Source organism: Bacillus sp. FSL M7-1020 (genome assembly GCF_038050415.1).
In the GTDB taxonomy this organism is placed as follows: Bacteria; Bacillota; Bacilli; order Bacillales; family Bacillaceae_G; genus Bacillus_A; species Bacillus_A toyonensis.
Genome location: NZ_JBBOTW010000001.1, coordinates 150,001 through 164,931, shown reverse-complemented (window position 1 = coordinate 164,931; position 14,931 = coordinate 150,001). Strand labels below are relative to the sequence as shown.

13 protein-coding genes, 2 rRNA genes and 1 riboswitch (1 of these 16 only partly in view) are annotated in these 14,931 nt (G+C 39.2%); of the genes, 1 reads left to right on the top strand and 14 read right to left on the bottom strand.

Translation table 11 applies throughout. The features are described from left to right. Nucleotides 1-24: 24 nt before the first annotated feature. From purD to purE, 12 genes are all read right to left on the bottom strand, one after another. The gene (gene purD, locus MHB70_RS00840; RefSeq protein WP_001101935.1) at nucleotides 25-1,296 is read right to left on the bottom strand and encodes a phosphoribosylamine--glycine ligase; all 1,272 of its coding nucleotides are present in this window, start codon (nucleotides 1,294-1,296) and stop codon (nucleotides 25-27) included. A 223-nt stretch (nucleotides 1,297-1,519) separates the two neighbouring features. After that, on the bottom strand, nucleotides 1,520-3,055 hold the full coding sequence (gene purH / locus MHB70_RS00835; RefSeq protein ID WP_000745414.1) for a bifunctional phosphoribosylaminoimidazolecarboxamide formyltransferase/IMP cyclohydrolase: 1,536 nt from the start codon (nucleotides 3,053-3,055) through the stop codon (nucleotides 1,520-1,522). 24 nt (nucleotides 3,056-3,079) lie between these two features. Next, nucleotides 3,080-3,667, bottom strand: coding sequence for a phosphoribosylglycinamide formyltransferase (gene purN, locus MHB70_RS00830; protein WP_000088570.1), 588 nt, complete (start codon nucleotides 3,665-3,667; stop codon nucleotides 3,080-3,082). Beyond that, entirely contained in the window at nucleotides 3,664-4,704 is a 1,041-nt protein-coding gene (purM, locus tag MHB70_RS00825) for a phosphoribosylformylglycinamidine cyclo-ligase (RefSeq protein ID WP_001262428.1), read from the bottom strand. The genes purN and purM overlap by 4 nt, the downstream gene beginning before the upstream one ends. Nucleotides 4,705-4,808: 104 nt before the next feature. Continuing rightward, nucleotides 4,809-6,224, bottom strand: a complete 1,416-nt coding sequence (gene purF, locus MHB70_RS00820) for an amidophosphoribosyltransferase (protein WP_000879031.1) — start codon at nucleotides 6,222-6,224, stop codon at nucleotides 4,809-4,811. Next, entirely contained in the window at nucleotides 6,209-8,428 is a 2,220-nt protein-coding gene (gene purL, locus MHB70_RS00815; RefSeq protein WP_061529453.1) for a phosphoribosylformylglycinamidine synthase II, read from the bottom strand. Before purL ends, purF begins: the two co-directional genes overlap by 16 nt. Beyond that, nucleotides 8,412-9,095 (bottom strand): phosphoribosylformylglycinamidine synthase subunit PurQ, encoded by a 684-nt coding sequence (purQ, locus tag MHB70_RS00810; RefSeq protein ID WP_000666769.1) that lies wholly within the window; start codon nucleotides 9,093-9,095, stop codon nucleotides 8,412-8,414. Before purQ ends, purL begins: the two co-directional genes overlap by 17 nt. Then, on the bottom strand, nucleotides 9,092-9,346 hold the full coding sequence (purS, locus tag MHB70_RS00805; RefSeq protein WP_000278820.1) for a phosphoribosylformylglycinamidine synthase subunit PurS: 255 nt from the start codon (nucleotides 9,344-9,346) through the stop codon (nucleotides 9,092-9,094). Before purS ends, purQ begins: the two co-directional genes overlap by 4 nt. Next, the gene (gene purC, locus MHB70_RS00800; protein ID WP_061529454.1) at nucleotides 9,339-10,058 is read right to left on the bottom strand and encodes a phosphoribosylaminoimidazolesuccinocarboxamide synthase; all 720 of its coding nucleotides are present in this window, start codon (nucleotides 10,056-10,058) and stop codon (nucleotides 9,339-9,341) included. Before purC ends, purS begins: the two co-directional genes overlap by 8 nt. A gap of 88 nt (nucleotides 10,059-10,146) precedes the next feature. Continuing rightward, a complete protein-coding gene (gene purB, locus MHB70_RS00795) occupies nucleotides 10,147-11,454 on the bottom strand; it encodes an adenylosuccinate lyase (RefSeq protein WP_000610752.1) in 1,308 nt (435 codons plus the stop codon). Beyond that, the gene (gene purK / locus MHB70_RS00790; protein ID WP_000196786.1) at nucleotides 11,451-12,602 is read right to left on the bottom strand and encodes a 5-(carboxyamino)imidazole ribonucleotide synthase; all 1,152 of its coding nucleotides are present in this window, start codon (nucleotides 12,600-12,602) and stop codon (nucleotides 11,451-11,453) included. The genes purB and purK overlap by 4 nt, the downstream gene beginning before the upstream one ends. Then, a complete protein-coding gene (purE, locus tag MHB70_RS00785) occupies nucleotides 12,599-13,084 on the bottom strand; it encodes a 5-(carboxyamino)imidazole ribonucleotide mutase (protein WP_000839361.1) in 486 nt (161 codons plus the stop codon). The genes purK and purE overlap by 4 nt, the downstream gene beginning before the upstream one ends. Nucleotides 13,085-13,194: 110 nt before the next feature. After that, a riboswitch (purine riboswitch) is annotated at nucleotides 13,195-13,296 on the bottom strand. A gap of 299 nt (nucleotides 13,297-13,595) precedes the next feature. Here purE and MHB70_RS00780 point away from each other — a divergent pair. Continuing rightward, on the top strand, nucleotides 13,596-13,862 hold the full coding sequence (locus MHB70_RS00780; protein WP_000927496.1) for a hypothetical protein: 267 nt from the start codon (nucleotides 13,596-13,598) through the stop codon (nucleotides 13,860-13,862). Nucleotides 13,863-13,907: 45 nt separating this feature from the next. On the opposite strand, the gene rrf is transcribed toward MHB70_RS00780, so the two are convergent. Beyond that, nucleotides 13,908-14,023, bottom strand: a 5S ribosomal RNA gene (rrf, locus tag MHB70_RS00775). 49 nt (nucleotides 14,024-14,072) lie between these two features. After that, nucleotides 14,073-14,931 (bottom strand): 23S ribosomal RNA (locus tag MHB70_RS00770); it runs 2,063 nt beyond the window's last position.

The following is a 14,931-nucleotide window of genomic DNA, read 5'->3' as shown; positions in this document are numbered from 1 at the left end:
TTTCTCAGCGGGATTTTTTATACATTAACTTCTCGTCATCTCATGCCCAATTGCACGATATCCTATATCACTTCGATAAAATAGACCATCACTCTCAATTTTACCGATTTCTTTATATACTTTATCTTTTGCTTCTTGTAAACTATTCGCCTTGCAAGCAACAAATAATACACGGCCACCATTTGTTACAAAATCACCGTGTTTCATTACTGTCCCCGCATGGAAAACAATCACATCTTGCAATGTATCTAATCCGTTAATAACTTCACCTTTTTTATACGCTTCTGGATATCCTTTAGAAGCAAGTACAACACCGATAACAGCATCTTCTGACCATTGTAAAGTTAGTTCACTTTCATCTAACACAGCGTTGCATACATCAACTAAATCATTCTCTAAGCGAGGTAATACAACTTCCGTTTCAGGATCACCAAAGCGAGCATTAAATTCAATTACCTTTGGACCATCATTTGTTAAAATAAGCCCTGCATATAAAATACCTGTAAACGAACGATTTTCTTGGATCATCGCTTTAGCAGTTGGGTGTAATACTGTTTCAATCGCCTCTTGAACTGCTGATTCTGGAATTTGTGGTACTGGAGAATATGCGCCCATTCCACCTGTATTAGGACCCTTATCGCCATCAAAAGCTCGTTTATGGTCTTGAGCAATTACCATCGGATGTACAGTTGTTCCATTTACAAATGCCATCAATGAAAATTCTTGTCCATCTAAAAACTCTTCAATAACGACCTTCTTACTTGCCACGCCGAATTTCACATCTTGTAGCATTTCTTTCACAGCTTGTAATGCCTCTTCAAGCGTCATTGCTACCGTTACACCTTTACCAGCAGCTAATCCATCAGCTTTAACAACAATTGGCGCACCAACTTTTTGAATGTACTTTACTGCTTCATCATAGTCTGTAAAAGTTTCGTATGCAGCAGTTGGTATATTATACTTTTTCATCAACTCTTTCGTAAAAGCTTTACTGCCTTCAATAACAGCAGCCGCTTTATTCGGACCAAATACGCGAAGTCCTTCTTCTTTAAAACGATCAACAATTCCATTCATAAGCGGAATTTCTGGCCCAACGAAAGTTAATTCAACATTATTCTCTTTGGCAAATAAAACTAATGCATCAAAATCATTTTCATCAATATCAACTGGTATTGCAACATCTCGCATACCTTCATTACCTGGTGCTACATACACCTTCTCCACCTTTTCAGATTGTGCAAACTTCCAAGCTAAAGCATGCTCACGCCCACCGCGGCCAATTACTAAAACATTCATATTTCATCCCCCAATAATTAAATAGGTACAAACTAGAAGCTATGCTCCTAGTTTGCTTTTTCATATCAATAGAAGTTTAAAAGGGAGGATCGAGAGAACCGAGCAGGTCGAGGCGCATTTTCCAAGAGGATACGGAGTATAGTTTTCCTACATGAGTACCGCACTGGCATTGCAACGACGACATGCGAAGATTATCTCGACCGGACCTTTTAGACATCCTCTATTAGTGTTTGAAATGACGTACGCCAGTGAACACCATCGTAATCCCATACTTATCTGCCACTTTAATAGAATCCTCATCACGAATTGATCCACCTGGTTGGATAATTGCTGTAATACCAGCTTTTGCTGCTTCTTCTACTGTATCTGGCATTGGGAAGAAAGCATCAGATGCAAGTGCGCTACCTTGTGCTTTTTCGCCAGCTTGTGTAATTGCAATTTTTGCAGAGCCTACACGGTTCATCTGTCCCGCGCCTACACCAACCGTCATGTTATCATTCGCTAAAACAATTGCATTTGATTTCACATGTTTTACAACTTTCCAAGCTAGTTTTAAATCTTTCCACTCTTGCTCTGATGGTTCACGTTTCGTTGGAATTGAAATTGTGTTCTCATCTAATGATAACGTATCTTCCTCTTGAACAAGAAGACCACCTTGTACAGAAGTTAGTTTTTTGCTTGCACTTGTCGCTTTTTCAATATTTACAGTTAGTAAGCGTAAGTTCTTCTTGCTTTGCAACACTTCTAAAGCTTCTTGCGAGAACGAAGGAGCGATAACAATTTCTAAGAAAATTTCGTGTAACTTTTCTGCTGTAGCTTTATCAATTTCACGATTTGCTGCAATAATACCGCCGAAGATTGATACTGGATCCGCTTCATAAGCACGAGTATATGCCTCGTGAATATCAGTTCCTACTCCAACGCCACATGGATTCATATGTTTTACCGCTACTACTGCTGGTTCTGTAAATTCTTTTACGATGCTAAGCGCTGCGTCTGCATCATTAATATTGTTATAAGATAATTCCTTACCATGTAATTGTTCTGCATATGCAACAGAAGAAGTTGCAGCAAATGGTGCTTTATAGAAAGTAGCCTTTTGATGTGGGTTCTCTCCATAACGTAAGTCTTGCTTTTTCTCAAACGTCACAGTTAACGTTTCTGGACTTTCTTCACCCATTTGTTCTGTTAAGTAGTTAGAAATTAACGCATCATATGCCGCTGTATGACGGAATACTTTCGCTGCTAATTTACGTTTCGTCTCTTCTTTTACTTCGCCGTTCTCTTTCAGTTCTGCTAATACAACATCATAATCTACTGGATCTACGATTACCGATACAAATTTATGATTTTTCGCAGCAGAGCGAATCATTGTTGGGCCACCAATATCAATATTTTCAATTGCATCAGCAAATGTTACATCAGGCTTAGCGATTGTTTCTTTAAATGGGTATAAGTTAACAACAACAAAGTCAATTGGTTGAATGCCTAATTCATTCATTTGCGCTACATGTGTTTCATTATCACGAACTGCTAATAGACCACCATGAATATTTGGATGTAATGTTTTTACACGGCCATCCATAATTTCTGGGAAACCAGTTACTTCAGAAATACCGATTACTTGTAAACCATTTTCTTCTAGTAATTTTTTCGTACCACCTGTTGAAATAACTTCAATCCCTTGTTCTAGTAAACCTTTAACAAATTCTACTACTCCTGTTTTATCTGAAACACTTACTAATGCACGCTTTTTCATTTATCCTTCACCCCTAGTTGTATGTTAGTTAACAGTTGGTTCTTTCACAGACTGAACAATTTGATTCACTGTATTTACGTATAATTTATGTTCAACTTGTTGAATTTTCTTTTGTAAGCTTTCTCTCGTATCACCTTCAGAAACAACTACTGCTTCTTGCGCAATAATTGGACCTGTATCCATACCTGCATCTACATAATGAATTGTTACTCCAGTTACTTTCACACCTGCTTCTAACGCTTGACCGACAGCATCTTTCCCTGGGAAACTCGGTAGTAGTGATGGATGAATGTTAATAATCTTCCCGCCATATGCTTCTAGTAAAGTTGGCCCAATTAAACGCATATATCCAGCTAAAATAACATAATCAATTTCATACTCTTCTAGCTTCTTTAATATTTCTTTTTCAAATGCTTCTTTTGACTCATATGCTTTCGCTGAAAAAGCGAAACATGGGATATGATGATAATGTGCCCGTCCAATAACGCGTGCTTCTGGTTTATCACATACTAATAAACTAATATCTGCATCCAATCTCTTTTCTTCTACCGCATTAACGAGAGATTGAAAGTTAGATCCGCTTCCAGAAGCAAAAACTGCTAATCTACTCATAGTGCTGTGCCCCCATTGAAGGTAACGCCATCCCCTTGTACAGTACGACCAATAATACGAGCTGTTTCTCCTTGCTCTTCAAGAAGACGAACAATATCTTTTGCATCTTCTTCCCTTACCGCTACTACCATACCAATACCCATGTTAAAAATATTGAACATTTCTTTCTCTTCTAGTTTCCCAACTTCTTGAAGCAAATTGAAAATCGGCTGAATTTCCCAAGATCCAAGTTCAATCTCAGCACCAATTCCTTCTGGCAACATACGTGGAATATTTTCAATGAATCCACCACCTGTAATATGAGCCATACCGTACACTTCATGTTTTTTCAATAGTTCTAAAATAGGTTTGACATAAATTTTCGTTGGTTTTAATAACTCCTCACCAAGAGGTAGTTCTAAGCGTCCATAAATGCGATCTAAAGATAGTTCTCCATCTTCTAGTAACACTTTTCGTACTAAAGAGTAACCATTACTATGAATACCGCTAGATGCTAAGCCAATTAATACGTGACCAGCTTCAATCTTTTCACCTGTTACAATTTTCTTTTTATCAACAATCCCAACTGTAAAACCAGCTAAATCGTATTCTTCCGTAGAATACATTCCTGGCATTTCAGCTGTTTCCCCACCAATTAATGCACAACCAGCTTGGCGACAGCCCTCTGATATACCTTTGACGATGTTTTCAATTTTACTAGGTTCAGCTTTACCACAAGCAATATAATCAAGGAAGAAAAGCGGCTCTGCCCCTTGGACAACAATATCATTTACACACATCGCTACTGCATCAATACCAATTGTGTCATGTTTATCTGCCATAAAAGCGAGCATCAATTTTGTTCCCACGCCATCTGTTCCAGATACTAATACAGGTTCTTCTAATGCAAATTTTGATAGATCAAACATACCTCCAAAACCGCCTAAACCGCCTAGTACTTCTTTTCTCATTGTTGTTTGTACGTGTTTTTTCATGCGAGATACCGCTTCATATCCAGCTTCAATATCTACTCCTGCTTGCTTATATGCATTCGCCATCGTTATTTACACCTCGTCTTTTAATTTCTCCCCATCCAGGGCGGCCGTTTTTAAGAAAGAAGCTAGCTTCTACATCAAAAGAAGTAGAAGCTTTTTTCACTTTCTTATTTCATACTTTCTAAAAGCTCTTGCTCATAATCATAAAGAGCTGTTGGATAGTCTCCATTGAAGTAAGCCATACATAGGCCGCCATATTTCCCTTCATATGGACGTCCAATTGCATCTACTAATCCATCTTCACTTAAAAATGTTAAAGAATCCGCTCCGATCATTTCACGGATTTCTTCTACTGTATTATTTGCTGCAATTAATTCTTTTCTCGTTTGAATATCAATACCATAGAAACATGGATATTTTAGAGGCGGTGAAGCAATTCTTACATGAACCTCTGTCGCTCCAGCTTCACGAAGCATACGAACAATTCGTTTGCTTGTCGTTCCTCTTACGATAGAGTCGTCAATCATAACAACTCGTTTCCCCTCAACTACACCTCTTACTGCGGAAAGCTTCATCTTTACCCCTTGCTCTCGCAGTTCTTGAGAAGGTTGAATAAACGTACGTCCAACGTAACGATTTTTAATTAATCCTAACTCATATGGAATACCTGTCGCCTCAGCATAACCGATCGCAGCTGAAATACTAGAATCTGGTACACCAGTAACAACATCAGCTTCAATAGGAGCTTCTGCCGCTAAACGTTTCCCCATGTTTTTACGTGCTGCGTGGACATTAATACCAGCGATATTAGAATCCGGACGCGCAAAGTAAATGTACTCCATACTACAAATTGCATGATCTACTTCATTTGTAAAACGATCTACGTGAATTCCTTCATCATTGATGATAAGTAATTCACCCGGTTCTACATCACGAATGTATGTTGCACCTACTACATCGAAAGCACATGTTTCTGATGCTACAACGTAAGCATCACCCATCTTTCCAATTGAAAGAGGACGGAACCCATTCGGATCTAGCGCAACAATCATTTCATTCCCAGTTAGTAAAAGGTATGCAAACGCACCTTTCACTTTATTTAGTGCCTCTTTTACACTTTCAATTAAAGAATCTTTCGTACTACGCTTAATAAGATGTAAAAGTACTTCTGTATCTGAACTCGTTTGAAAAATACTTCCCTCTGCCTCTAATTCGCGGCGAAGCATTTTTGCATTAATTAAATTTCCGTTATGAGCTAATGCCATACTATGATCAGAAAAACGGAATAATAATGGTTGAACGTTAGCTACTTCACTTCCACCAGCCGTCGCGTATCGTACGTGTCCGATTGCTGATTTTCCGTTCAATCCTTCTAGCTCACCTCTTGAGAACACTTCCGATATTAAACCTAATCCCTTGTGACCGACGATTTTTTCCCCATTATTTACAACAATGCCTGCGCCCTCTTGCCCACGGTGCTGCAAACTGTGCAATCCGTAGTACGAAACTTGTGCCGCATTTTCATGCCCCCAAATTCCAAAGACGCCACATTCTTCATTTAACCCCTTTATTTCAGCAAGCATGGGATTGCCCCTTTCCAAGCCTGTCTCATTTCATCTACATTTGCTGTAAGTAATACTTCATTTTCTTCATTATGAATTGTTACCTCATTTGTATCTGTCACTGCTCCAACTTGAATTGCTTCGACGACTTTCTCGAACGCTTCTTTGTTTTCACGTTTTACAGTTAGAACGAAGCGAGATTGTGATTCCGCAAATAATACCGCCGTTGCTTCACCGTCTAATTTCACAGTAGCACCTAAACCGTTAGCACCAATTGCACTTTCAGAAATTGCAACTGCTAAACCACCTTCAGCAACATCATGTGCCGATTGAACAAGGCCAGCTTGAATTGCTTCTAATACTTGTTTTTGGCGTTTTAATTCTACATCTAGATCGATACTTGGTGATTGGCCGAAAATTTTGCCGTGGACCATTTTCTGTAATTCACTTCCACCAAATTCAGCTTTCGTCTCTCCAATTACGTACACTAAATCGCCAGCTTGCTTAAATTCTTGTGTTGTTACATGTTTTAAATCATGGACAAGACCAACCATCCCAACAGTCGGTGTTGGATATACCGCTTCACCACTACGCTCGTTATACATCGATACGTTTCCGCCAATAACTGGCGTTTGTAATGTGCGACAAGCTTCACTCATACCATCTACCGATTTCTCAATTTGCCAGAAGATTTCCGGTTTTTCTGGGTTACCAAAGTTTAAGCAATCTGTAATTGCAAGTGGCTCTCCACCAGAACATACGATATTACGCGCTGCCTCCGCTACTGCAATTTTACCGCCCGTTTCTGGATCTAAGTAAATATAGCGAGAGTTACAATCTGTCGTCATTGCTAATCCTTTTTCTGTACCGCGTACACGTACAACCGCTGCATCTGAACCTGGTGTAACAACTGTGCTTGTGCGTACTTGATAATCATATTGATCATATACCCACTCTTTACTTGCAATTGTCGGTTGTTGTAGTAAAGCGAATAACGTTTCTTTATAATCTTCTACTTGCGGTGTTTCCCCTTTCATCTGCTGGTACTCAGCAAAGTATGCTGCTTCTTTTGATGGTTTATGATAAATTGGCGCTTCTTCTGCAAGAGCATCTGCTGGTACTTCAGCTACCATTTCACCGTTATGGAATAAGCGAAGCATTTTGTCTTCCGTTACTTTCCCCATCGTAACTGCTGCAAGACCATACTTCTCAAATAAATCTACTATTTCTTGCTCTCTACCTTTTTTGATAACAATTAACATACGCTCTTGTGATTCAGATAGCATCATTTCATATGGTGTCATTCCCGTTTCACGCTGTGGTACATCATCTAAGTACATTTCAATACCCATACCTGCTTTACTTGCCATTTCTGCAGAAGATGAAGTTAAACCAGCAGCTCCCATATCTTGAATTCCAACAAGTGCATCAGACTGAATAAGTTCTAAACATGCTTCGATAAGAAGTTTCTCCATAAATGGATCTCCTACTTGAACTGCCGGACGTTTCGCTTCTGAGCTTTCAGATAGTTCTTCAGATGCGAATGTTGCACCGTGAATACCGTCACGACCAGTTGATGCTCCTACGTACATTACTGTATTGCCAGCACCGTGTGCTTGCCCTTTTTTAATATCCTCGTGGTTAATTAAACCTACGCACATTGCATTTACAAGTGGATTTCCTTCGTAACATGGATCGAATTGTACTTCGCCACCAACAGTAGGAATACCGATGCAGTTACCGTATCCTGCGATTCCTGCTACTACTTCTTCGAATAAATATTTCACACGTGGTGATTGTAGTTCACCGAAGCGAAGTGAGTTTAATAGAGCTACTGGACGTGCTCCCATAGAGAATACGTCACGGATAATACCACCAACGCCTGTTGCTGCTCCTTGATATGGTTCAATAGCAGAAGGATGGTTATGGCTTTCCATTTTAAATACAACCGCTTGATTATCACCGATATCTACAATTCCAGCGCCTTCTCCAGGGCCTTGCAGGACACGCTCACCTGTTGTTGGGAACTTGCGAAGAACTGGTTTTGAATTTTTATAACTACAATGTTCAGACCACATTACAGAGAATAAACCTGTTTCTGTATAATTCGGCAAACGGCCTAGAATCTTTTCAACCATGGCAAACTCTTCGTCTGTTAGCCCCATTTCCGCATATATACGCTCTTCTTTAATTTGTGTTGGATTTGGTTCAAGCATTAACGACATATGTTTCCCTCCACTGTTTTAAGATAGATTGAAAGACTTTTAACCCTTCAGCACCACCAAGCAATTCATCTACAGCACGCTCTGGGTGTGGCATCATACCAAGTACATTTCCCTTTTCATTTACAATACCAGCAATATCTGAAACGCTACCATTCGGATTTTCTACATAACGGAATGCGATTTGATTATTCTTTTCTAATTGTTTAAGAGTTACTTCATCACAATAGTAATTCCCTTCACCATGTGCAATTGGAATATTGATTACTTCATCTTTTTCATATTGTGATGTAAACATCGTTTCGTTATTTTCAACACGTAACTGAACCGTGCGACACATAAATTTTAAGTTTTCGTTTCTTATTAGTGCTCCTGGTAGTAATCCTGATTCAACAAGAATCTGGAATCCATTACACACTCCTAAAATTGGTTTTCCTTGCTCAGCAGCTTTTTGCACTGCTTTCATTGCGTTAGCAAAGCGAGAAATAGCACCACAACGTAAATAGTCACCGTAAGAGAATCCACCAGGTAGTAAAATTGCATCATATTCATCTAAATTCTCTTTATCGTGCCAAACGTAATCTACTTCTTCACCAAGCTCATCTTTAATTGCATGGAACATATCGACATCACAGTTCGAACCCGGAAATACTATTACGGCAAATTTCACTGTGCGACAACCTCCTCAACTTCATAACGGAAGTCTTCCATTACAACGTTTGCTAATAATTTTTCACACATTTCCTTTACCTTTGCGTCAAGGTCAGATACAGATTTATCAATTGTTAGTTCCATGTACTTTCCGATTCGAACATCCTGTACTTCTGTAAATGAAAGACTATGAAGTGCCCCTTTTACTGCTGTTCCTTGTGGATCTAATACGCTTTCTCTTAACGTTACATATACCTTAACTTTATACATGTGAAATTCCCCCTAAACGTTTTAAAATCTCTTCATAAGCTTCTGTTAAATTTCCAAGATCGCGACGGAATACGTCTTTATCAAACTTTTCATTGCTCGTTTCATCCCATAAACGGCAAGTATCTGGTGAGATCTCATCCGCTAATATGATTTCTCCTTCTTCCGTTACACCAAACTCTAATTTAAAATCTACTAATCTTACACGACAGCTTGCGAAATGCTCAATCAATACTTGATTGATTTGTAGAGCCATATCTCGTAATACGCTTACTTGCTCTGGTGACGCAACATTTAATACACGAATATGATCTTCCGTTACAAGCGGATCTCCTAAATCATCATCTTTGAAGTAAAATTCTACGATTGGTTCTGCAAGTACAGTTCCCTCTTCCATTCCTAATCGCTTTGAAAGGCTTCCTGCAATTACATTTCTTGTGACAACTTCTAAAGGAATAATACTCACTTTTTTTACAAGTTGCTCTGTTTCAGATAACTTCTCAATAAAATGTGTTTTTATTCCTACTTCTTGTAACTTTCTGAACAATAAAGTTGTAATCTCATTGTTCAAACGACCTTTTCCTGTAATCGTCTCTTTTTTCTCCCCATTGAAAGCAGTCGCACTATCTTTGTACTCTACCCAAACCATATCTGCTGATTCTGTACGATAAATTCTTTTTGCCTTACCTTCATACAGCAATTCTAGCTTTTGCATTTCGCAAGCCCCCTGTAGTTTGAAAAATGTGAATAATTTTTTTATAAAGAATGGCACAGAATGACTCTATTCTGTGCCATATAAAATTTTACGCTTCGTTTAATCCTAGGCGTTCAAAGATTGTATCAACATGTTGCATATGATGCTCATAGTTGAAGCATTCGTTAATTTCCTCTTGCGTTAATTTGCTCGTAATACGCTCATCAGCTTCTACAAGCTCTTTAAATTGTACTTGTGTTTCCCAAGCTTCCATCGCTTTAGGCTGTACGATATCATAAGCTTCTTCACGTACCATACCTTTGTCGATTAGTGTAAGCATTACGCGCTGAGAGTAAATTAAGCCGTATGTTCTTGTCATATTGCGTTTCATATTCTCCGGGTATACAGTTAAGTTTTTAACGATATTACCAAAGCGATTTAACATGTAATTTAATGCGATTGTAGCATCTGGTAGAATTACGCGTTCTGCTGAAGAGTGAGAAATGTCGCGCTCATGCCATAATGGAACATTCTCGTAAGCCGTCATCATATAACCGCGGATAACACGAGCTAAACCAGTCATATTTTCAGATCCAATTGGATTACGTTTATGTGGCATTGCAGAAGAACCTTTTTGACCTTTTGCGAAAGCCTCTTCAACTTCACGTGTTTCACTCTTTTGTAAACCACGAATCTCAACTGCCATCTTTTCAATAGATGTTGCGATTAGCGCAAGTGTTGACATGTAATGTGCATGACGATCACGTTGCAATGTTTGTGTTGAAATTGGTGCCGCTTCTAATCCTAAGTTTTCACAAACAAATTTTTCGACGAATGGATCAATGTTCGCGTATGTACCAACTGCACCAGATAATTTACCAACGCGAACTGTATCCGCAGCTTGTTTGAAACGCTCTACGTTACGTTTCATTTCTTCATACCAAAGACCAAGTTTTAAACCAAATGTCGTTGGCTCTGCATGAACACCGTGCGTTCTTCCCATCATAATCGTGTATTTATGCTCTTTCGCTTTGTTAGCTAAAATGCTAACGAAGTTTTCTAAGTCTTTTAACAAGATTTCATTTGCTTGTTTTAAGATGTAAGATAAAGCTGTATCTACTACGTCTGTAGATGTTAAACCGTAATGAACCCATTTGCGTTCTTCACCTAATGTTGGTGTTTCTGATACAGCACGAGTGAAAGCAACTACGTCATGACGTGTTTCTTTTTCAATTTCATAAATACGATCAATATCAAATGATGCATGCTCACGAATTTTTTTAACATCTTCTTTTGGAATATCGCCAAGCTCAGCCCATGCTTCACAAGCTAAAATCTCAACTTCTAACCATGCTTTAAATTTATTCTCTTCCGTCCAAATAGCACCCATTTCAGGGCGTGTATAACGATTAATCATCTTTTTCCCTCCAACAGTTGTTCTTGATGGTCCCAAATATGCAAACTCTTCGCTTTTTCTAGAGCGACTTCAATATTATCATTTAAAATATTAACATGCCCCATTTTTCGCTGCGCTTTTGCTTCTTCTTTTCCATACAAGTGTAAATAGCACCCGGTTAATCTATTCACTTGTCCTAGGACCCCTTCTATATGTTCGCCTAAAATGTTTACCATGACAACTGGTTTTAACAAATTTGTTTCTCCAAGAGGTAAATTACAGATTGCTCGAATATGTTGACCAAATTGACTCGTTTCACATGCATCCTGTGTATAGTGTCCTGAATTGTGAGGTCTTGGTGCTAATTCATTAATGTAAATCTCACCATTAGCTGTAGCAAACATCTCTACCGCTAGTGTTCCCACAAGTTCTAATTCATCCGCAAGTACCTTTGCGTAAGCAATTGCTTTTTGAGAAAGTTCTTCTGTAATGCGAGCTGGAACGATAGATTCATGTAAAATGTTATTCACATGAATATTTTCCGCTACTGGAAACACTTTCGTTTCACCACTTACACTACGAATGACAATAGCTGATACTTCTTTTTCAAAAGGCACCCATTTTTCTAGAATGCATTCTGCTTCATTCGCAAGATTTCGTGCCTTCTCAACATCAGCTTCACTTCTTAAAACAACTTGCCCTTTCCCATCATATCCACCTGTCGTTGTTTTTAAGACGGAAGGATATGATAACTCAGCAATCGCTTTAGTAAGCTGCTCTTGATTTTGAACTAATCTATACGTCGCTACCGGTAACCCGGCTTTTTCAATTGCATTCTTTTCTGTAAAACGATTTTGCGTTTTATTTAACAACTGACTACCTTGTGGTAAGTAAGCATGTTTTTCAAGCCATTGTAAACATCTATAATCAATATTCTCAAATTCATATGTGACAACATCACTTATCTCTGCTAAATGCTGAATTGCTTTTAAATCGTCATATGGTGCAACAATTTCAACATCAGCAACTTGTGCACATGGTGAATGCTTTGTAGGATCTAAAACAGCAATTTTATATCCCATCTCCTTAGCTGCCAATGCCATCATTCTTCCAAGCTGGCCGCCTCCAATAATGCCGATTGTTTTTCCAGGTAAAATGATTCTCGTCATACTAGCTCACTACCTTCACGCACATCTTTTTCAATCGCTTCTCGTCTCAATTCCAATGCATCATGTATATCATCATGGAATGATCCAAGTATTTGTGCAGCAAGTAATCCAGCATTTGTTGAACCAGCTTTACCAATTGCAACAGTTGCAACTGGAACCCCTCCTGGCATTTGGACGATGGATAATAATGAATCTAATCCGTTTAACGCTTTTGATTGAACTGGAACGCCAATTACAGGAAGATTTGTCTTCGCTGCAACCATTCCTGGTAAATGCGCTGCTCCACCAGCTCCAGCAATAATAACTTTCAATCCACGTTCACGAGCCGTCTCTGCATATTCAAACATATAATCCGGAGTCCGATGAGCGGATACAACTTTTTTCTCATACGGTATATTTAATTCATCTAAAATGTCACAAGCAAATTTCATTGTTTCCCAGTCTGACGTACTTCCCATTATGACTCCAACTAGTGATTTCATATTAGAATCCCCCCGATTCAAATAAAAAAAGCCTGAAATAGAACAGTTTCTCTTTTACTATGAGAGAAAGCGCTCTACTCAGGCATACGTATCCCTTGTGAATAGAAAAATACCGAGTGACTTTCCCTCATAGTCTAACGAATAACGGTCGTTAGGTAGAGACTTGCAGGCCATATCCCCGCGATTATATGAGGTCTTATATATTATTGTTTCTATGGCTATATTAACAATATTTTATAAACAATGTCAATAAATAATCGAATGTTTTTTTACTAGTTACCAATAACGTTCGTGTTTTAGTTATATTCAAAAGAAGAATTGCAACTATATGCAAGAAGGAAAGGGAATTAGAATATATATTTCTAGAGATCTATTTTACGTACAATTGTTTATATGGTACTTCAGTACATTTTAATAAAAGTATATAAACTCTTATTCTCTATACATCAATAGAACTTATATTATAGCGATTTAATTTTTAGGGGGAGAATAACCGTGAAAAAAAATAACTATGCTATTATCTTATTTATTTTTCTCTATCGCAGTAATTGCTATAATGATTGAATACTTATTTATATCATCCCATTTTTTCTACTCTCATTTTTTAAAATATATACTTATAATAGAAATAATGTTTCCTGTTCTTAAGTATTATTTTAGGGCAGTCGGAAAATCAGGAACACCAAAAATCATTGCCATTATTTTAAACAGTCTCTATTTCATTCTTTTTTCATTTTTGGCGTTATTAAATTTATGGATTATGACATTTGGTAAATAAAAATAAACACAAAAAAGACGAGTCATTCTGACTCGTCTTAAGCTTGCTTGGCGACGTCCTACTCTCACAGGGACAAGGTCCCAACTACCATCGGCGCTAGAGAGCTTAACTTCCGTGTTCGGTATGGGAACGGGTGTGACCTCTCTGCCATCATCACCAAACTATGAAGGCATATTCCTTCAAAACTAGATAACATTTGCTTCATATTATATGGTTAAGTCCTCGATCTATTAGTATTCGTCAGCTCCACATGTCACCATGCTTCCACCTCGAACCTATCAACCTGATCATCTTTCAGGGATCTTACTAGCTTACGCTATGGGAAATCTCATCTTGAGGGGGGCTTCATGCTTAGATGCTTTCAGCACTTATCCCTTCCGCACATAGCTACCCAGCTATGCCCTTGGCAGAACAACTGGTACACCAGCGGTGCGTCCATCCCGGTCCTCTCGTACTAAGGACAGCTCCTCTCAAATTTCCTACGCCCACGACGGATAGGGACCGAACTGTCTCACGACGTTCTGAACCCAGCTCGCGTACCGCTTTAATGGGCGAACAGCCCAACCCTTGGGACCGACTACAGCCCCAGGATGCGATGAGCCGACATCGAGGTGCCAAACCTCCCCGTCGATGTGGACTCTTGGGGGAGATAAGCCTGTTATCCCCGGGGTAGCTTTTATCCGTTGAGCGATGGCCCTTCCATGCGGAACCACCGGATCACTAAGCCCGACTTTCGTCCCTGCTCGACTTGTAGGTCTCGCAGTCAAGCTCCCTTATGCCTTTGCACTCTACGAATGATTTCCAACCATTCTGAGGGAACCTTTGGGCGCCTCCGTTACACTTTAGGAGGCGACCGCCCCAGTCAAACTGCCCACCTGACACTGTCTCCCGGGTCGATAAGACCCGTAGGTTAGAATTTCAATACAGTCAGGGCGGTATCCCACCAGCGCCTCCACCGAAGCTAGCGCTCCGGTTTCAATGGCTCCCGCCTATCCTGTACAAACTGTACCAAAATTCAATATCAGGCTACAGTAAAGCTCCACGGGGTCTTTCCGTCCTGTCGCGGGTA